This window comes from Marinomonas sp. S3726 (assembly GCF_000967665.1).
Taxonomy (GTDB): Bacteria; Pseudomonadota; Gammaproteobacteria; order Pseudomonadales; family Marinomonadaceae; genus Marinomonas.
In genome coordinates this window covers 71891-90451 of record NZ_JXYC01000014.1, presented here as the reverse complement: position 1 = coordinate 90451, position 18561 = coordinate 71891, and the positions used below count along the sequence as shown (strand labels likewise).

The following is an 18561-nucleotide window of genomic DNA, read 5'->3' as shown; positions in this document are numbered from 1 at the left end:
GAATGAATGGCAAGAAAGCTGTACCTAGTACTAGCGTTTTTTTATAGTGCTTTGTGTTTATCTGGACAACCGGTTTATCACCCCATAGGCTCTGCATCGACTTTAGGCTCCGTTACAAATAGCCGTTTTATATCAAGCAGCTTATCAAATCCAGCTAGCCCATTTTTAATGTTTGATGAGAATGAAAGTCGTGATAATCCGAGAGGCTTATTTCGTTTTGGTATATTAGGGCCTGGCGGATTTGGTGCTGAGGTTGGTCAACTTGATTCTTTATCGGACGAGCTTGATGGGCTTGAATCCGTTCTAAATGATACTAGTCTGACGAGTGCTGAAGCGGCTGCTGCACAGACAAAATATAATGTCTTTTTGAAAAATGCTGGTGAACAGGGCTATATAAAGGTTTCTACTGCTGGCTATGTTCCTGCTTTTCCTATTTTTTATAAACATCCTAAATTTGGTACCTTGGCCTTTGATTTGATACTTCAGGGTGAAGGGAAAATGAAAGTGCTTGATGACGATATTGATGTCGTTGTGAGCGGTGGTAGTACAACTTTGGAAACTGATTCATCTGTCTACTCTAAGACAGCATTGGCTGCCGTATTTGGTGTAGGTTATAGCAAACAAGTATTACGAACTCGGCAGGGACGCTTAATCTTAGGCTCCAAGTTTAATCTGACTCGAATGAAGCTGGAACGAAGCTTAAGTACGATTGAGAATATAGATAATGATGGTCAGTTTGAGGAGAGTGAGGCATTTTCGACTAACTATAGTGTTGATCTAGGGGCTATTTGGTTAACTCAGAATGTTTTATATGGCGCTAAAGTCACTAACCTGAATGAGCCTACCTATTACTACGATACTTTAGGCGGTGGTTGTGCCGTAAAAACAGGTGCGGCTTTAACCAATTGTAATACTGTAGCGACTTTCGTTAGTTCAAATGATCTGACCCACGATGAAACTTATGTAGCAAAGCGTCAGTTTAGTATAGAAGCTTCAAGTTCGTTTGCTAATGGGCTTTGGAGTGTGCAATCTAGTTTAGACCTGAATGCTGTTGTTGATGCTGTCGATGATGAATACCAATGGTTAGTTGTGTCTTCAAGTTATTATGGGGATTTATTATTACCCGGCTTTCGAGCTGGTTATAGCCGCAACCTTGCGGGAACCCAATTAGATTATATTAATCTTGGTTTTACTTTTTTCGATCGGGCTAACTTAGATTTTGGTTGGTCTTTGGATACGGTTAAAGTTGATGGAAAGTCTTTGCCGAGATCCTTGTTTGTTAATCTAGGGATAGAGTCAGCATTTTAAAGTGGTTTTATAGGTTAGTATTTTGAGACTTTTTGTTTTCTTAGGCTGTCTAACCAAGCTTTGTGTTGTTTGAAGCTTGAGTGGTATTTAAATTGATGTAATTGTACTAGGTCTTTGTACTAAAAATGACTCTAGTCTCTGATTTATAAGGAAGTGTTTTGTCGTCATTGCCCTATTCATTCGTTAAACAATCCGGTGTACTGTTAAGGCAGGATGCAGACTTGTGGGTGCTTGTGCATAAACAGGGAACTGACCTTAAAGCCATTTCAGAGGCGTTAAGAATTTCACCAAAAGAACCGAGAATTGAATGTTTAAGTGACGCTGACTTTGATGAAGCTGTTGTGCGTTTCTATCAGCAAGAAGGCGGACAATCTTTAGCTATGGCGCAAGGGATTGGTGATGATATGGATTTGGCAAGTGTTGCCGAAGCCTTGCCAGAAAGTGAAGATCTATTAGAGCGTGAAGGCGATGCGCCTATAATTCGTCTAATCAATGCCATTATGAGTGAAGCGGTAAAAGAAGAAGCTTCAGATGTGCATATTGAAACCTTTGAAAGACGATTGGTCGTCCGTTTTCGTGTAGACGGTATTCTACGTGAAGTGATAGAACCAAGGCGAGCATTAGCACCAATGCTAGTGTCTCGTATTAAAGTCATGGCGAAGCTTGATATTGCAGAGAAACGTGTGCCCCAGGATGGTCGCATAGTGCTTAGAATTTCAGGACAAGAAGTGGACGTGAGGGTATCAACACTGCCTTCATCCCATGGTGAGCGTATCGTAATGCGATTGCTTAATAAGCAGGCGGGACGCTTAGATTTAACCCATTTAGGCATGAATGAATCTGATCGTGAGAGGTTGCGAGATGTAATCTCTCATCCCCATGGCATTCTATTGGTAACAGGTCCAACAGGATCTGGTAAAACCACTTCTCTTTATGCTTCTTTAGGCTATTTAAACAACGGGCGTCGCAACATTATGACGGTTGAAGATCCTGTTGAATACCATTTAGAAGGTATAGGTCAGACACAGGTTAATAGTAAAGCTGATATGACTTTTGCCCGCGGGTTAAGGGCGATATTACGTCAAGACCCTGATGTGGTCATGATAGGTGAAATCAGAGATAAAGAAACCGCTGAAATTGCGGTACAAGCATCTTTAACCGGCCACCTAGTTCTTTCTACTCTTCATACTAATAGTGCGGTCGGAGCCATTACTCGTTTAGAAGATATGGGTGTTGAGCCTTTCTTATTATCCTCTTCAATTGTGGGTGTTCTATCGCAAAGGTTGGTGCGTAAACTCTGTGATGACTGCAAACAGCCAGTTCAAGCGGATGAAGCAACCCAGGCCTTATTAGAGGTTGATTCCCCCGTCACTATTTATCATGCAAAAGGTTGCGATAGTTGTTTTGATCAAGGGTATCGCGGCCGTATTGGCCTTTATGAGTTAATTCTGATTGATGAAGGTGTGAAAACCCTGATTCATAGTCAGGTAGGTGAGCAAGCCATGGAGCAGCATGTGCGACAAACGACTCCTAGCTTACGACAAGATGGTATGAAGAAGGTAATAGCAGGTAATACCACTGTTGAGGAAGTGCTGCGAGTGTCTCATGGTTGATACGAGACATGATTTAGGTTTGATGAAGAGAGAGGTTATGACAAATGGCAGCATTTGAATACCTAGCTCTAGATGCTAAAGGTAAGAAGAAAAAAGGCGTTTTAGAAGCCGATAATGAACGCCATGTTCGTCAAATGTTGCGGGAACAGGGTAAAGTATTACTTGAAATTCACCAAGCAAAAGAGAAGCAAACAAACAGTTTTTTTAGCCCTGGTATCAATATTAAAGAAAGGTCTCTGCTTACACGACAGCTAGCCACTTTGATTGATGCAGGCCTTCCTATTGAGGAGGCTTTAACAGGAGTAGCCCAGCAGGCAACCAAAAATAAAATACGCAGTATGTTGCTTTCCATTCGATCTAAGGTCATGGAAGGTCATAGTTTGGCAGAAGCATTAGCGAGTTACCCTAAAGCCTTTCCAATTCTGTTTCGAGCCAGTGTTGAGGCAGGCGAACAGTCTGGGCATTTACATGGCGTACTAATGCAACTGGCTGATTTTACTGAAAGGCAAAAACAAAATGCGCAAAAAATACAAATGGCCATGATGTATCCGGCCATTTTAACTTTTGTAGCGATTGGTATTGTGAGTTTCTTATTGGGCAGTGTGATGCCAGATATCGTTCAGGTGTTTGATACACAGGGTGCTGAGCTGCCTGGTATTACGCAATTTATGTTGAGCCTAAGTAATCTAATTACAGGTTATGGTGCGCGATTTGTCATAGTTGTTGCTCTAGTCATTATTTTTTATCTCTGGTTAGTCTCTAAACCTGCCCCTAAGAAAATAAAAGATAAATTAGTACTTAAAATACCCGGTATAAGTAGCTTGGTAAGAGTGTCTCAAGTGACGCGTTATATTAGTACCTTAGCCATGCTGTCTAGTAGTGGTGTGCCATTGGTAGAAGGTATGAATATCGCGTCTCAAGTCGTGGATAATCTTGCTATGCAGGATGCTTTGAGAGATTGCCAGCAAAAGGTCAAAGAAGGTGGCAGTTTAGGTAAAGCGTTTGAAGCAACGAAGCTGCTACCACCTATGATGCTGCAACTCATACAAAGTGGTGAGCGAAGTGGAGAGCTAGACCAGATGTTAGCAAGAGCCGCAAGGCAGCAAGAAGATGATACGAATGCATGGATAGGTACTTTGGTTGCGCTATTTGAGCCACTAATGCTGCTTGTGATGGGCGGAGCTGTGATGATGATAGTCATGGCTATTTTACTGCCAATTATGAATATGAACCAATTATTGAATTAATAACAAAGCTTATTTGGTGGTTTCCTGCTGTTAAATAAGACGATAAATAACACTCAATACTCGTGATAGGAATGATACATGAATAGAGTTAACCGCAATTTGGCAATGAAAAAACCGCGTTCTAATACGCAAAAGAAAGGCTTTACCTTGCTTGAGCTAATGGTGGTCTTAGTTATCCTTGGTGCTCTTATTGGTATGGTTGCACCTAATATTCTAGGTCGTTCTGATGATGCCAAAGTGTCGGTTGCTAAGACTCAAATTCGAAACCTTATGTCAGCTTTAGATTTATATAAATTAGACAATGGAAACTATCCAGCGACGGCGCAAGGCTTAGAAGCTTTGGTAAATAAACCAACAGGTTTTCCAGAAGCGAAGAACTGGAAGTCGGGTGGCTATGTGAAAAAACTACCTCTAGATCCTTGGGGTAATGATTTTGTTTACATCAGTCCTGGTGCAACCGGTGACTATGATTTGATTGCATTAGGCTCTGATGGCCGTGAAGGCGGTGATGAAAACGCAGCTGACTTAAGTCAGGATGACCTTTAAGGTCTGGATGTTATTGATATGACTATATTGAGGAGGGCATAAATGAGATGTATTGCTAAACCCTCCTCAAGCTTCTCTCAACAAAAAGGTTTCACCTTACTTGAGTTGATGGTGGTGCTGGTCATTATTGGCAGTTTGCTCGGAATGGTAACCGTTGCTTATCAAGTGGATGATGACGAAGAAGCCGTAAGGTTAGATGCTCAGTCAGTCAGACTATTTATTCAACATCAAATTGATCAATCTTGGTTAGATGGAAAAACCTTAGGCGCTAAAGTTAGTGCGAGAGAGATTAACCTCTTTGAATTCGATTTAGACAATGAAGTTTGGCTTGAGACAGAATTTAATTGGGAACCTGATTCTGAACAGGTGGAAGTAAGTCTCTTGCTATCAGATACCGAAAAAGCGGGTGACATTGCTAAAAGTAGTTTAGCCAGAGAAGTTGATTTGGCTTTTGTGGCAAGCGGTGAATACTCTCCTTTTAAACTGAATATTCGCATTATCGATGATACTTCTGATGGTCATAGCTTTTTGTTAGAGGGGGATGGCGTAAATGCCCTTGAACTTAGCGAAAACTAAAGCTGGCTTTACATTGATGGAAGTCTTAGTGGCATTGGTGATATTGGCTTTTGTCAGTCTGGTCTTAGTGCAAGTAACAAGCCAGTCAACCAGTCAGGCAGACTATCTCAAACGAAAAATGTTGGCAGTGTGGATAGCGCAAGACAGATTAACTTACCTAAAACTACTTTCAATTAGTGGACAAGAGTTAGAACTTGGAGACCAAGAGGTTGAGCAAGCTAATTTATCTTGGTCAAGTGAGGCTCTGGTAACTAAGACTGCAAATGGCGTGATTACCATTGAAGTTGCTGTTTTTCAGCCGCCTGGTGCTGACAATTCAATTTATCGCATGACAGGCTTTGTTGCCGCACGGACTGAGGATGATGGCTGATGGCTTCTTATAAGCAAGGTCGCATCTTGACGGGTAGAAAAGGGTTTGAAGCTATACAAGCTGTCTCTGCTTTTACCTTGGTCGAAATGTTAGTTGTTGTTGGTATTTTAGGTTTTATTGGCTTGGCTAGTTTCGATATGGCGAGCATGGGTGTCAGGGTCAAACGGGCTTTAATTGATCAAGAAAAAGTCATGTTCGATAGCATTCGCTTATGGCAGTGGATAGAGCGAGATATGGAGCAGCTGGTTGATCGTACTGTAAGAGATGAACTTGGTGAGTATGAATTTTCACTAAAACTAGACAATGGAAAATTAGATTTTACTAAGGCTGGCTGGATTAACCCTTTAGGTATCAAGCGTTCTGAACTGCAAAGGGTGAGCTATGAGTATGACGAGTCTGAAGGTATATTAAAGCGAACTTTTTGGCGGGTCTTGGATAAAGAGCTGGATGTTGAAACCTTAGTTCAAGAGTTTGATGGCGTTTCGAGTTTTAGCATTAATCTACTTAATACTGATGTTGAATGGACAGATACTTGGCCGCCAGTGAATGATGGAACTTTACCTGGGGAAGTGGAAAAGCCGGCTGATATGCCATGGGTTGTACAAATTAATATGGCCACTGAAGGGCTTGGTTTAGTGAGCCGTATGTTCGCTGTGCCCAGTTACCCTTTTAACTATGATGCTGATGATAATGGCTAAAAGAGTGAAACATCCTAATCGCTTGATGGCTGCTAAACAAAGCCACGGTGTGGCTTTAATTATGGCTTTAATGGTCTTTGCCTTAGTTGCCGCAATTGCTGCTAGTATTATGTCTCAGTTAGCAAGAGAGCGGAGCTTGCTTGATCAAATGCAATCCACCGCGGCGTTAAAGCAGCAGCTACTGGGTGGGGAATCTTGGGCTAGGTATGCCTTTGCAAAGTTAGATGAGTCCGAGTTACCTAGTCTTGAAGAGTCTCGTTGGGTTTTGCTAGACCAAAACTTTACTTTGGATAACCCTGAAGACTCAATGCGAGTTGTCGTGGTTGATAGGCAGAGCTGCTATAACGTGAATCGTTTTGCTGATGAAGCGCTTAGCAATGCCGCTTTATCAGAAACTAAACGCCTGTTCGCCAGTTTAAGTGTTGACTCTGCCTTGGCCGAGCCACTAAAAGATTGGCTTGATAAAGACCAGAATATTACGGGTAGTGATGGTCATGAAGATGAGTATTATTTGGGATTAACACCTGCTTATCGAACCTCAGATAGTCGCTTAATTAGCGAAACTGAATTTGATTTATTGCAGTGGGATGAGGAAACCAAAACCAGTTTGATACCTTGGCTTTGCATTTGGCCTGAAAATCTAGGTATCAATGTGAATCGCATGAGCGAAGAGCTGTTAGTAACTATGATAGAAAATATTAGTACTCAGCATAAAGAGGCTGTATTAGCTCAAATGGATAGTAGTGGCTTTGAAACGCTCGATGACTTTTTGAATAATGTTAACCTGACTAGTTATAGCTTAGAAAAAGTAGATTGGCGTACAGATATTCTTTTGGTTGATGTTTTCGTGGACGTTACTTTGGGGGAGCGCTCTATGTCTTTGCATAGCAAGCTTTACCAATCAGAGGATGGCCCTGTGATTAGTTATTACCGCGCTTATGGACCGAATAAAAAACTGCAAGCTATGTTTGGAATAGAAGCATTAGAGGAATAATGCTACGTCGTGAAATAGGATGAATTTTTAAATGAATCAGCAATTAGGTAGTGGCAAATGAATCGCCTTTATATCAGGACTATTGAAGCCCAATCTGACACAAAAAATGATGAAGAGGAGCGAACCTATGCCCTTGCTGATCAATTCGAATGGCTGTTATTAGCACCAAGTTCAGATGTGCTTAATGCAGGCAAAGATAAAACAGCCGCTCAATTACAAGAAGCACTACATGAGCTCAACCTGACCTATGGCGAATTAATTTTTATACCGCCAGAGCACAGAGTTCAAGTGAGACGAGTTGAGTTAGCAAAAGGGCAGCACCGTCACGCAGGACAGGTGGTTCCTTTTTTATTAGAAGAAAGCTTAGGCCAATCTCCTGATGAACTACATTACACCTTGTTAAATAAATCAGATAAAGACCATCAGTGGGTGAGTGTCGTTGCAAAAGATGTGATGGCCTCTTGGATTTATGATTTACAAAATATGGGATGGCCACAGGCGTGCATATTAGCTGTCAATAATATGTTGCCCTTTTGGCCTGAACAAGATGATGATCTAGACTTTATTTTTACCTCATCGGATAGTTTGCTCTATAAGGATCAAGACTCTGTTTCTTGCTTACCTTTGTCTGGGCAGGCATTTCTACCTAAAAGAGAAAGGTATCGGCTTTGCTGTGATTCAGATACTCAGGAAGGCTTCCAATCATTAGCAACTACATTTGATATTGTTTCCCCTTGGTCAAATTATCGTACTAATGATAAAGGTAAATTAGAAACCTGGTTGTTTATCGTTGCCTCCAAGGTGCAAAAAAATAGTAAGCTTTTACTATCAAATCTGTGCCATGGAGAATTTGGGCGTCAGACTCAAGTCTTTGCGCGATTAAAACCCTGGTTTTGGGTACTCGTATTTGCGGTGTTTAGTTTAGGGACTGAGCTGTATTTAACCGTGAAGAAAACCAATGAATTGAATGCTCAAGCAGATGTAATATATCAAAAATCCAGCCAAGCCTTTTTAAAACTGGCGCCTGACGAAGGACGTGTTTCTTATTTAGATAGGCAGATTAAAGGCCGTATTCAAAGGGCGAAACAAGGCCAAGGACAAACTCAGAAAACCTTCACTGTCTATGAGGTGATGACAATAGTTGATCAAGTTAGAGCTAAAGTAGTGGGTGAGCATCGTATTACTAAGCTTGATTATGCTAATCAAGAATATCGTTTAGATTGGCAGGCAGAGCAAAGGGATGTACTGGATGCGATTCAGTCTGCGCTTGAAAAAGAGCCATTAGATGTTGTGTTTGAACAGGTCGCAAAACGAGGTGAAAAATATGTAGCCTCAATTAAACTGAAAGCGGAGGCGAAATAATGGCTTGGTTAGAAGCGCAAATCCGAAACAGCAGCTTGCTTTATCCTATGGTTCAAAAATATCAGGCGCTTTCGAAAAGAGAGCAAACACTCGTGGGTGTCATGTCTCTCGTGATATTTCTGTATTTGATTTACTCCAGTCTTTGGCTACCAATTCATGAGCGCCAAGAGGCCGCTCAAAAGAAGTTAGATGCAAATTTAAAAACCTATTACTTATTGGTTGAGAACGCCGCTTTATTAAATGCTAATCAAGCTGATCAGGGGGTCGTGCTCGAAGATAGGAGTGGACAAGCTTTGCAAGCCTTAGTCAGTCGCACTATGCGAAAACAAAAGTTAGTGGCTCAACGTATGAACCTTGATGGAGACAGTCGGTTACAAGTTTGGGTTGAAAATACGTCTTATTCTGAGATAAGTAAGTGGTTAGAAGTACTGGCGAAAAACAAAGTTGCGATTTTTAGTGTGCAGTTTGCTAGTCGTGATCTTGGCATAGTAGATATGCGTTTAACTTTGGATTAAACGCATATTTAAGTCTTTATCCTAATTCTTTTTTGTTGAGATATAGAGGCTGTCAGTGGCAATAGCATCAAGCGGGACATCCCAGCTTTCAATTGGCAAAGAATCAACTTTCTGGCAATCATGCGCTAGCCCAACTAAAAGAGACTCTCTGTCTGCAAAGGTTTTATCGTAATAGCCGCCTCCCATGCCTAACCTGCCTCCTAAAATATCAAAGCCAACTAGTGGCATAAAGACAAGTTTCATATCGGCACCCATTAGAGGGTTTTTATCGATAGGCTCTGCAATATTAAATTGGTTTTTTTGCCACTCGCATTCGTTGTGGTAATGAGCAAATACTAGGGTTTCACCATTAATGCATGGAAGGTAAGTTTTTAAATTCTGCTGCCATAGCCAATTACAAATATGGTGGGGTGATATCTCGCCATCATTTGCTAGATAAAGCGCTACTTTGTCATTAGACTTAAGCTGAGCTAGAGGTGAGTCAAGGTTTTGTATTAGCTGTTCGAATAGATTAAGAGCGGCGGTTTCTTGTTGTGCTGGAGTAAGGGACTGACGATTTTGTCTTAATTGAGAGCGTAGGTTACTGCGAAGAGTCATGATAGGGTTTCCCAAGTTGCCGCACCGACTATAGGCCTTGAACCCAGTGGTTCAAGGAGGAAAGAATCGAGATTTTTAAGGCTTTCCGACGCACGGACATGCACACCAAACCCACAGACTCTTTCCAGGAGTATACTCATAGGCTCAAGGGCGTTAAGCCGATTCGTACAACCCAGGAAACGGGCAGAGTATAATGTAAAAAAAATAAAAAAACACCAGTGATACGCTTTTTTCAAAGCATTCTAAAACATAAAATGCCTTGGTTGAACGCTTTGTAATCAAGCCTGTTTAAAGCCTGATCAATGAGTTAGTTAAAAGCTAACCCGCTTTAGATTTATTTGTTAACGCTGTATCTAATTGAGATGTTAATTCACGTAACTGTTGCTCATTTTTACGTGTGTATTTACGACTAGAAAGCATGTCGTGAGTAATATTTAGGGCAGCGATAATAGCGATCTTTTCCATACCAATTATTTTACCGCTCGCTTTAATTTCTCGCATTTGATTATTAAGATATTCTGCCGCATCTTGCAGTTCTGACTCATGCCCTTTAGGGCAGCTTATCTTAAATTCTTGACCCAGAATGTCGACTGAGACAGTTGGTTTTTCCATGATGATACCTTTTTATTAATCCGGCCTTAAAAAATGGTTTATTTTTAAGCATTGTAAGGCTAATAGGATTTTATGATGCTGGTAAATTCGTTACAATCGCAAGTTACGAATATTTACCCTGATTTATAGCAAATTGAAGCCGAGTATGGAAATCAATCCGATCATATCTAAGATAAAAGAACTGTCTGAGCGCTCCCTGACTCTTAGGGGGTATCTTTGACTATGAAACAAAGCAAGAACGACTTGAAGAAGTAACCCGAGAGCTTGAAGATCCTGATGTCTGGAATGATCCAGATTATGCTCAAAAGCTAGGGAAGGAACGTGCTGCACTTGAAGCAGTAGTCAGTGTATTAGATACCATGTCTAGTGGCTTAGTAGATGCTAAAGAATTACTAGATATGGCTGTTGAAGAAGACGATGTAGATTCGGTAGAAGCAGTCACTCTGGAGCTAGAAGAGCTTGAAGCTCAATTAGCTAAGTTAGAGTTTAGACGCATGTTCTCTCAAGAAATGGACCCAACTAATGCCTTCCTTGATATCCAGGCTGGATCTGGTGGAACAGAGGCTCAAGATTGGGCCAATATGTTGTTGCGTATGTATTTACGTTGGGGTGAAGATAAAGGTTTTAAAGTTGAGTTGATGGAAGTTTCAGCGGGTGATGTTGCAGGCATAAAATCTGCCACAATTCGCTTTGAAGGCGAGTATGCCTTTGGTTGGTTAAGAACAGAAACAGGTGTTCATCGCCTTGTTCGAAAATCACCTTTCGACTCAGGTAGTCGCCGCCATACTTCTTTTGCATCAGTATTTTTATCACCTGAAATTGATGACAATGTAGAAATTGAGATCAATCCAGCTGATATCCGAACCGATACTTATCGTTCGTCTGGTGCTGGTGGTCAGCATGTAAATACAACAGACTCTGCTGTGCGTATTACACATATGCCAACAGGGATAGTAGTGCAATGTCAGAACCAACGTTCGCAACATGCGAACCGTGATTTTGCCATGAAGCAGTTGCGTGCCAAGCTTTATGAGTTTGAAATGAAAAAACGTACAGAAGCAGCACAAGCTGTGGAAGATACAAAATCTGATATCGGGTGGGGCAGTCAGATACGCTCTTACGTACTAGACTCATCTCGTATTAAAGATTTACGAACCGGTGTTGAAAGCTCAAACACGGGTTCAGTGTTAGACGGAAACCTAGATCAATTTATTGTCGCGAGTTTGAAACAAGGCTTATAGCTTAATCTGAACTATCACGACTAAAACATTTTTAAGATGAGAATTTAAAACACCATGGCCAATGAAAACAGCCCAGAACAAAGCGCTACTGAAGATAATAAATTGATTGCAGAGCGCCGTGCTAAATTAAATAGCATTCGTGAGCAAAGAAATGCTTACCCTAACGATTTCCGTCGTGATGCTTATGCAGAAGATTTACAAAAAGAATTCGCAGATAAAGAAAAACTAGAACTTGAAGCCTTAGATCATAAGGTAAGTATTGCGGGCCGTATTGTGCGTAACCGTGGTGCTTTCATGTTACTTCAAGACATGTCTGGTCAGATCCAAGCTTATGTAAACCGTAAAGCTTTAAGCCCTGAATTACTTGCGGATCAAAAGACTTGGGATCTAGGTGACATTGTTGGTATTAAAGGCCCTGTGCATAAATCGGGTAAAGGTGACCTTTATGTGGATATGCAAGAAGCCGTTTTATTAACTAAGGCGTTGCGTCCATTACCTGATAAGCATAAAGGCTTGGCAGATATGGAAACTCGCTACCGTCAGCGTTACGTTGACCTTATTGTGAACGAAGAGTCTCGTAAGACTTTCCAAATGCGTTCACAAATTGTGTCTACAATTCGTCGTTTCCTTGAAGATCGTCGTTTTACTGAAGTTGAAACACCTATGATGCAAACGATTCCAGGTGGTGCTTCTGCACGTCCTTTCGTGACTCATCATAATGCGATGGACATGCAAATGTTCTTACGTATAGCGCCTGAACTTTATTTAAAGCGTTTGGTTGTAGGTGGTTTTGAGCGAGTTTTCGAAATTAACCGTAACTTCAGAAACGAAGGTGTTTCAACTCGTCATAACCCAGAATTTACTATGATAGAGTTTTACCAAGCTTATGCAGATTACAAGGATCTAATGGATCTGACAGAAGATATGCTGCGTGATGTTGCTGAAAAAGTGCTAGGTACAACTAAGGTAACTTATCAAGGTTCTGAGTATGATTTTGGTGCGCCATTTGTTCGTATGACAATGGTTGAGTCTATTTTGCACTATAACCCTGAATTAACTGAAACAGATATCAGTACGCTGGAAGCAGCGACAGAAGTTGCTAAAAAGCTTGGTATTCAGGTTAAGCCTATTTGGGGGCTTGGTAAGCTACAGACTGAGATTTTTGAAGAGACAGCTGAATCTAAGTTAGACCAGCCAACTTTCATCACAGCTTATCCTGCAGAAGTATCTCCTTTGGCTCGCCGTAATGATGATAACCCTTTCATTACTGATCGTTTTGAGTTCTTCGTGGGTGGTCGTGAGATTGCAAACGGTTTCTCTGAGCTTAACGACCCAGAAGATCAAGCGGATCGCTTTAATAAGCAGGTTGCCGAGAAGGATGCTGGTGATGATGAGGCTATGCATTTTGATGCCGATTACATTAATGCCCTTGAGCATGGTCTTCCGCCAACCGCTGGTGAAGGTATTGGTATCGACCGTTTGGTTATGTTGTTTACCGATGCGCCTTCTATCCGTGACGTTATCTTGTTCCCGCATATGCGTCGTCAAGACTAGTCTAGAGTGCTTTAACGTTAAACAATAAGGCCTCTTTTGAGGCCTTATTTATTTCTAATACCGTTTTAAATATAGGATTAGCCCAAGTGCAGAATAGGCGCCTGGGTTCATTTGGAGAGGATAATGAGCCGTTTTTGGACCAATAAAATCGCAAACCTAGACCCTTATGTGCCAGGTGAGCAGCCACAAGATAAGCAATATATAAAGCTTAATACCAATGAAAGCCCTTATGGGCCTTCACCTAAAGCTATTGCTGCTATGCAAGAGCAAGTAAGTGATGATTTACGTTTATATCCAGACCCTAACTGCATGCAGCTTAAAATAGCACTTGCAAATGCGTATGAGCTAGATACGAATCAAGTATTTGTAGGTAATGGTTCTGACGAGGTGCTGGCATTGGCATTTATGGGGTACTTCACTTCAAATGAAGGGCAGGCTAAACCGCTCGCTTTTGCAGATATTACTTATAGTTTTTATAAGGTTTATGCCAACTTGTATGGTATTGAACCTAAGTTGATTCCTTTAACCGATAATTTTGATATTGATATCAAACATTATCAAGATTTAGATGTGTCAGGTGTGGTTATTACTAACCCGAACGCTCCAACAGGTAAGGCATTGCCTTTGGCTGATATCGAGCAAGTTCTGATTGCTAACCCAGATAAGGTGGTATTAGTCGATGAGGCCTATGTTGATTTTGGTGCGCAAAGTGCGGTGACTCTAGTTAATCAATATGCAAACTTGTTAGTGGTACAAACCTTGTCTAAATCACGTGCTTTGGCGGGTATTCGTGTTGGTTACGCGCTAGGTCACCCTGATTTGATAGAAGGCTTAGAAAGGCTAAAAAATTCTTTTAACAGTTATCCTATTGATAGAGTTGCGCTTGCAGGTGCAGCGGCATCTGTTGAAGACAGCGATTACCTTGCTGACTTATGTAATAAAACGATCAAAACACGAGGCGTGACGACTGAAGCGCTTGAAGCACTTGGTTTTTCAATCATTCCATCTTCAACTAACTTTGTATTTGTTACTCACCCAGATTACGAAGCAGAAAATATCTATCTGGCATTAAAAGAGGCCGGTGTTCTTGTTAGATACTTTGGTAAGAAAGCTAGGATTGATCAATACCTTCGAATTACCATAGGTACTGATGATGAAATGGCTGTATTGGTTACCGCTTTGAAAACAATTTGTTCTTAGAAAAAAAAGGCTCTAGTTGCTCTGATTTTTAATTAGAGCTTAGAGCCATTCTTTTATAAAACAGTATATCTGCTTGCCTGAGTTTATAGTTCAACAGCAGGCATAACTTGAGCCTTTTTTAGGCTTTCGACCTTATCCTCAATTTGTTTTTGAATCCCATCTTTATCAAGACCGACACGTTTAAGCATAGCACTGTGACTTGCATGTTCTTCATATTGATCAGGCAGTCCAATGTGTAAAGTTGGGCATTGGATATTTTTAGATAGTAAGAACTCACTTACAGCAGAGCCCGCACCACCCATAACTGCATTCTCTTCTATGGTAACTATAAGCTTATCGCCAGCTAATTTTAGCAGTGACGCTTCATCAAGAGGCTTAACAAAACGCATATCCAGTAAAGTTGCATCGAGTGCCTCAGCAGCTTGCATTGCTGTATGAGTCGGGCTACCAAAACCACAGATCAGAATATTTGCTTGTCCTGTGTGTAAAGTGCGAGATTTACCGATTGTTAAGGTGTTTAGACCTGAATCAATATTAGCACCAATACCTGTTCCTCTAGGATAGCGAACCGCTGCTGGGCCTTTGTATTCATAACCTGTATGCAGCATCTTACGACATTCATCTTCATCTGATGGTGCCATAACAAGCATGTTGGGAATGCATCGTAAATAACTGAGGTCATAAACCCCGGCATGGGTAGGACCGTCTTCACCAACCAAACCTGCTCTATCTATTGCAAATAGCACATCAAGATTTTGTAGCGCCACATCGTGAATCAGCTGATCGTAGGCTCTTTGCAGAAAGGTGGAATAAATGGCAACAACAGGTTTTACGCCATCACAAGCCATACCTGCAGCCAGTGTGACAGCATGTTGCTCAGCAATAGCGACATCGAAATAGCGATCAGGGAAACGTTCAGAAAACTCGATTAAGTCTGAACCTTCTTTCATGGCAGGTGTAATTGCCATTAAGCTTTCATCTTGTTCTGCAGCATCGCATAACCAGCGCCCAAAAATATTACTGTATTTAGGCTTGCTCTTAGTGTTTTCTGATTTTACTTGCGTTGCAGGCTCGGCTTCAGGTTCTATTTTATTAATCGCATGATAGCCAATAGGGTCGCCTTCAGCAGGTTCAAAGCCTTTTCCCTTTTGGGTAATAACATGCAAAAGCTGAGGGCCAGATCTGTCTTTCATGTTAGAGATAGTGGTCAGTAGAAGGTCAATGTCATGGCCATCAATAGGACCAATATAATTAAAACCTAACTCCTCAAACAAAGTGCCAGGAGCAACCATGCCTTTCATATGTTCTTCTGCTTTACGAGCAAGTTCTAACGCTGAAGGCAGGCCTTTTAAAACTTTTCGGCCACTTTCACGCACCGTATCATAGGTTTTACTGGCCCAAATACGGGCAAAGTATTTAGATAAAGCTCCAACAGGCTTAGATATGGACATTTTATTGTCATTCAATATGACCATCATGTCGGCATTCACATCACCAGCATGATTCAATGCTTCAAATGCCATGCCTGCTGACATTGCGCCATCACCGATAATTGCAACTGCCTTACGGTCAATCCCCATACGGTTAGCGGCTATCGACATGCCTAACGCAGCGCCAATTGAGGTACTTGAATGGCCAACTCCAAAAGTGTCGAATTCACTTTCATCTCTTTTAGGAAAGCCTGAAATCCCATGTTCGTGACGAATATTGAGTAGCTCTTCACGTCTACCAGTCAAAATTTTATGCGGATAAGTCTGATGGCCCACATCCCAGACTAGTCTGTCGTCGGGTGTGTTATAGATATAGTGAAGCGCAACAGTAAGCTCTATGACCCCTAGACCTGCGCCAAAGTGCCCACCAGTTTGCCCAACACTGTACAGCATAAATTCACGTAACTGTCTGACAAGCACAGTCAGCTGATCTTTAGATAGCTCTCTTAAATCAGCAGGTGAGTTGATTTGGTCTAATAACGGCGTACTAGGACGCTGCGTTGGAATTTCTTCGAACATGGACAAGTTATTTTTTCACTTTAATGTCAAATTGGCGCGCTAGTATATCAGTGGTTACGGTCAATAATATAGTTAGCTAGCTCTGTTAATGGTCGGCTTTTGTCACCAAACTCAGTTATTTGTTCAAGCGCTTCTTGATGAAGTCTTAAAACTAAAGCCTTTGCGCCATCTAACCCTAATAATTTAGGGTAAGTTGCTTTATTGGCTTCAGCATCTGAAAACTGTGTTTTGCCTAAGGTTTCAGTATCGCTTGTTAGATCAATAATATCGTCTTGTACTTGAAAGGCTAATCCTATTGCGTGAGCATAAGCATCTAATTTAGCTAAGACCTCTGGATTCGGGTTAGCTGTGGATAATGCTCCCATTCTAACGCTGGCTTTAATAAGGGCGCCAGTTTTATGAAGATGCATTAGTTCTAACTCTGCAAGGCTAATGTTCTTGTTCTCAGAACTAAGATCAATCATTTGACCCGTGATCATGCCATGACGCCCAGATGCCTTGGTTAGCTCTTGAATAAGGGTTAATTGCTTATCTGTATTTTTTAGCTCTGCTTGGGATAATAGTTCAAAAGCAAAGGTTTGCAGTGCATCGCCTGCTAAAATTGCCGTCGCCTCGTCAAATTGTATATGACAGGTTGGCTTTCCACGCCTAAGATTATCATCATCCATAGCAGGTAAATCGTCATGAATAAGAGAGTATGCATGGATAGATTCTATACTTGCAGCAGCCGCGTCAGTGAGAGATGAAATCTCACCAACAAGCTGAGCGCTAGCATAAGTTAGCATAGGGCGAATTCGCTTACCGCCATTAAAAAGGCTGTAACGCATAGCATTATGTAGTTGATTTGCAGCTTCATAATCGCTAAGTTGTTGTTCTAAATATTGATCGACACGGTCTTGAGTATAAGTAGAAAATTGCTTTAGGTTCACTGATTAGATTCCGGATCAAAAGGCTCTAAGCTTTCATTGCCTTGTTGTTCAAGCAAAATTTGTACTTTTTGCTCTGCTTGAGTGAGCACTGTTTGACAGTCTTTACTAAGTTTGACACCTTTTTCAAATGCTTTTAAAGCATCTTCTAAGGATAATTGATTTGACTCTAATTGACTGACAATGCTGTCTAATTCGACCAAATTATCTTCGAAGTGTCGAACGCTGGTTTTACGTGACATGGCTAGCTCTCTTTAAAAGACTACATTTTGTAACAGAAAATTGAAAATTCTTCGAGCTTTCTGTCGTAAGTAATACAAAAATCTAGAGTAAGGGTCTAACCCTATCTCGTTACTTTAGTTTAGAATTGTACCAAGTTTGACATAGCAATCTACTCGTTAGGAGACTAGTTTGGATTTAGCAACGTTAGTCGGTTTGATTGGATCATTTGCGATCATCATTTCGGCAATCATATTAGGTGGATCTGCTGGGATGTTTTTGGATCCTGCATCTATCCTGATTGTTTTAATAGGTTCTACCTTTGTTGTATTAATGCAATATCCTCTGAGTCAGTTCCTTGGCGCAGGTAAAGTCGCAGCGAAAGCCTTTATGTTCAAGAGTGTTCCTCTTGACGCACTTATTGATGAAATTTTTAACCTTGCCGATGCTGCCCGTAAAGGGGGCCTATTGTCATTGGAAGGCATGGATGTTAGTCACCCTTTTATGTCTAAGGGGATTCAGATGCTAGTGGATGGCCACGATGGTTCTGTGGTCAAAAGCCAGATGAATAAAGATATGAAAATGGCATTTGAACGCCATGATGCTGGTGCAAAAGTATTTAAAGCTTTTGGTGATACTGGTCCTGCGATGGGGATGATAGGAACACTGATTGGTTTGGTACAAATGCTTGCAAACATGGATGATCCTAAGTCCATCGGTCCTGCGATGGCGGTTGCGCTTCTAACAACCCTCTATGGCGCCATGTTGGCGAATATGTTTGCCCTACCTATACAAGCTAAGCTTGAGAAGCGTGCTAATGAAGAATTAATGGCACAACAACTAATTATTGATGCTCTGCTTGCTATTCAAGCTGGTCAAAACCCTCGTGTAATTGACGGTTTATTGAAAACCTATATTGCCGAAGGCAAACGTATTGAACGTGAATAAAAGCAATTTAGCTGCTGGATAACCTA

At 41.3% G+C, this 18561-nt stretch carries 19 protein-coding genes and 1 other RNA gene; 14 read left to right on the top strand and 6 right to left on the bottom strand.

Annotated elements, in window-relative coordinates:
- Positions 1–6: 6 nt before the first annotated feature.
- The 10 genes from traF to gspM all read left to right on the top strand — a co-directional run bounded on the left by traF (position 7) and on the right by gspM (position 9229).
- Positions 7–1308: a conjugal transfer protein TraF gene (gene traF, locus TW85_RS13560; protein WP_046017667.1), complete on the top strand. Its 1302-nt coding sequence runs from the start codon at positions 7–9 to the stop codon at positions 1306–1308.
- A 167-nt stretch (positions 1309–1475) separates the two neighbouring features.
- The gene (gene gspE / locus TW85_RS13555; RefSeq protein ID WP_082827785.1) at positions 1476–2921 is read left to right on the top strand and encodes a type II secretion system ATPase GspE; all 1446 of its coding nucleotides are present in this window, start codon (positions 1476–1478) and stop codon (positions 2919–2921) included.
- 44 nt (positions 2922–2965) lie between these two features.
- Positions 2966–4168: a type II secretion system inner membrane protein GspF gene (gspF, locus tag TW85_RS13550; RefSeq protein ID WP_046017665.1), complete on the top strand. Its 1203-nt coding sequence runs from the start codon at positions 2966–2968 to the stop codon at positions 4166–4168.
- Between the two features lie 78 nt (positions 4169–4246).
- Complete coding sequence (gspG, locus tag TW85_RS13545) at positions 4247–4714, top strand: type II secretion system major pseudopilin GspG (RefSeq protein ID WP_269447898.1); 468 nt, start codon at positions 4247–4249, stop codon at positions 4712–4714.
- Between the two features lie 42 nt (positions 4715–4756).
- Entirely contained in the window at positions 4757–5290 is a 534-nt protein-coding gene (locus tag TW85_RS25515; protein WP_052702188.1) for a type II secretion system protein, read from the top strand.
- Positions 5265–5660 carry a type II secretion system minor pseudopilin GspI gene (gene gspI, locus TW85_RS13535; protein WP_046017664.1) on the top strand — a complete coding sequence of 132 codons (396 nt, stop codon included), beginning with the start codon at positions 5265–5267 and terminating at the stop codon, positions 5658–5660. Before TW85_RS25515 ends, gspI begins: the two co-directional genes overlap by 26 nt.
- Entirely contained in the window at positions 5660–6358 is a 699-nt protein-coding gene (gene gspJ, locus TW85_RS13530; RefSeq protein ID WP_046017663.1) for a type II secretion system minor pseudopilin GspJ, read from the top strand. The genes gspI and gspJ overlap by 1 nt, the downstream gene beginning before the upstream one ends.
- A 4-nt stretch (positions 6359–6362) precedes the next feature.
- Complete coding sequence (gene gspK, locus TW85_RS13525) at positions 6363–7352, top strand: type II secretion system minor pseudopilin GspK (RefSeq protein ID WP_162197500.1); 990 nt, start codon at positions 6363–6365, stop codon at positions 7350–7352.
- Positions 7353–7409: 57 nt separating this feature from the next.
- Positions 7410–8714, top strand: a complete 1305-nt coding sequence (gspL, locus tag TW85_RS13520) for a type II secretion system protein GspL (protein WP_046017661.1) — start codon at positions 7410–7412, stop codon at positions 8712–8714.
- Positions 8714–9229: a type II secretion system protein GspM gene (gene gspM / locus TW85_RS13515; RefSeq protein WP_046017660.1), complete on the top strand. Its 516-nt coding sequence runs from the start codon at positions 8714–8716 to the stop codon at positions 9227–9229. Before gspL ends, gspM begins: the two co-directional genes overlap by 1 nt.
- Before the next feature lie 21 nt (positions 9230–9250).
- Here gspM and TW85_RS13510 read toward each other — a convergent pair whose 3' ends face one another.
- The 3 genes from TW85_RS13510 to TW85_RS13505 form a co-directional block, all read right to left on the bottom strand.
- Entirely contained in the window at positions 9251–9826 is a 576-nt protein-coding gene (locus tag TW85_RS13510; protein WP_046017659.1) for a 5-formyltetrahydrofolate cyclo-ligase, read from the bottom strand.
- A gap of 4 nt (positions 9827–9830) precedes the next feature.
- Positions 9831–10008, bottom strand: a non-coding RNA gene (gene ssrS, locus TW85_RS25850) — 6S RNA.
- A gap of 136 nt (positions 10009–10144) precedes the next feature.
- Positions 10145–10438, bottom strand: coding sequence for a cell division protein ZapA (locus TW85_RS13505; RefSeq protein ID WP_009832827.1), 294 nt, complete (start codon positions 10436–10438; stop codon positions 10145–10147).
- A 145-nt stretch (positions 10439–10583) separates the two neighbouring features.
- Between TW85_RS13505 and prfB the strand changes: the two genes are divergently transcribed.
- The 3 genes from prfB to hisC all read left to right on the top strand — a co-directional run bounded on the left by prfB (position 10584) and on the right by hisC (position 14433).
- Positions 10584–11679, top strand: a protein-coding gene (gene prfB / locus TW85_RS13500; RefSeq protein ID WP_157196950.1) for a peptide chain release factor 2 whose coding sequence is annotated in 2 segments (ribosomal slippage) — positions 10584–10655 and positions 10657–11679 — 1095 coding nt in all. Because the reading frame shifts where the segments join, the coding sequence is not laid out codon by codon here.
- A gap of 54 nt (positions 11680–11733) precedes the next feature.
- Positions 11734–13233 (top strand): lysine--tRNA ligase, encoded by a 1500-nt coding sequence (gene lysS / locus TW85_RS13495; RefSeq protein ID WP_046017657.1) that lies wholly within the window; start codon positions 11734–11736, stop codon positions 13231–13233.
- 123 nt (positions 13234–13356) lie between these two features.
- Entirely contained in the window at positions 13357–14433 is a 1077-nt protein-coding gene (hisC, locus tag TW85_RS13490; protein WP_046017656.1) for a histidinol-phosphate transaminase, read from the top strand.
- An 83-nt stretch (positions 14434–14516) separates the two neighbouring features.
- On the opposite strand, the gene dxs is transcribed toward hisC, so the two are convergent.
- The 3 genes from dxs to TW85_RS13475 are packed head-to-tail and all read right to left on the bottom strand — an operon-like array spanning position 14517 to position 17610.
- Positions 14517–16442 carry a 1-deoxy-D-xylulose-5-phosphate synthase gene (dxs, locus tag TW85_RS13485; protein WP_046017655.1) on the bottom strand — a complete coding sequence of 642 codons (1926 nt, stop codon included), beginning with the start codon at positions 16440–16442 and terminating at the stop codon, positions 14517–14519.
- Between the two features lie 47 nt (positions 16443–16489).
- A complete protein-coding gene (gene ispA, locus TW85_RS13480) occupies positions 16490–17371 on the bottom strand; it encodes a (2E,6E)-farnesyl diphosphate synthase (RefSeq protein ID WP_046017654.1) in 882 nt (293 codons plus the stop codon).
- A complete protein-coding gene (locus TW85_RS13475) occupies positions 17368–17610 on the bottom strand; it encodes an exodeoxyribonuclease VII small subunit (protein ID WP_046017653.1) in 243 nt (80 codons plus the stop codon). The genes ispA and TW85_RS13475 overlap by 4 nt, the downstream gene beginning before the upstream one ends.
- Positions 17611–17779: 169 nt before the next feature.
- Between TW85_RS13475 and pomA the strand changes: the two genes are divergently transcribed.
- Positions 17780–18535: a flagellar motor protein PomA gene (pomA, locus tag TW85_RS13470; RefSeq protein ID WP_046017652.1), complete on the top strand. Its 756-nt coding sequence runs from the start codon at positions 17780–17782 to the stop codon at positions 18533–18535.
- Positions 18536–18561: the final 26 nt, after the last annotated feature.

Excerpts from the sequence above, each read along its gene's own strand:
- gspF (WP_046017665.1), top strand. The coding sequence starts at position 2,966 with ATGGCAGCATTTGAATACCTAGCTCTAGATGCTAAAGGTAAGAAGAAA.
- lysS (WP_046017657.1), top strand. The coding sequence starts at position 11,734 with ATGGCCAATGAAAACAGCCCAGAACAAAGCGCTACTGAAGATAATAAA.
- gspM (WP_046017660.1), top strand. The coding sequence starts at position 8,714 with ATGGCTTGGTTAGAAGCGCAAATCCGAAACAGCAGCTTGCTTTATCCT.
- traF (WP_046017667.1), top strand. The coding sequence starts at position 7 with ATGGCAAGAAAGCTGTACCTAGTACTAGCGTTTTTTTATAGTGCTTTG.
- TW85_RS25515 (WP_052702188.1), top strand. The coding sequence starts at position 4,757 with ATGAGATGTATTGCTAAACCCTCCTCAAGCTTCTCTCAACAAAAAGGT.
- gspL (WP_046017661.1), top strand. The coding sequence starts at position 7,410 with ATGAATCGCCTTTATATCAGGACTATTGAAGCCCAATCTGACACAAAA.
- gspJ (WP_046017663.1), top strand. The coding sequence starts at position 5,660 with ATGGCTTCTTATAAGCAAGGTCGCATCTTGACGGGTAGAAAAGGGTTT.
- gspG (WP_269447898.1), top strand. The coding sequence starts at position 4,247 with ATGAATAGAGTTAACCGCAATTTGGCAATGAAAAAACCGCGTTCTAAT.
- hisC (WP_046017656.1), top strand. The coding sequence starts at position 13,357 with ATGAGCCGTTTTTGGACCAATAAAATCGCAAACCTAGACCCTTATGTG.
- dxs (WP_046017655.1), bottom strand. The coding sequence starts at position 16,442 with ATGTTCGAAGAAATTCCAACGCAGCGTCCTAGTACGCCGTTATTAGAC.
- TW85_RS13475 (WP_046017653.1), bottom strand. The coding sequence starts at position 17,610 with ATGTCACGTAAAACCAGCGTTCGACACTTCGAAGATAATTTGGTCGAA.
- gspI (WP_046017664.1), top strand. The coding sequence starts at position 5,265 with ATGCCCTTGAACTTAGCGAAAACTAAAGCTGGCTTTACATTGATGGAA.
- TW85_RS13510 (WP_046017659.1), bottom strand. The coding sequence starts at position 9,826 with ATGACTCTTCGCAGTAACCTACGCTCTCAATTAAGACAAAATCGTCAG.
- TW85_RS13505 (WP_009832827.1), bottom strand. The coding sequence starts at position 10,438 with ATGGAAAAACCAACTGTCTCAGTCGACATTCTGGGTCAAGAATTTAAG.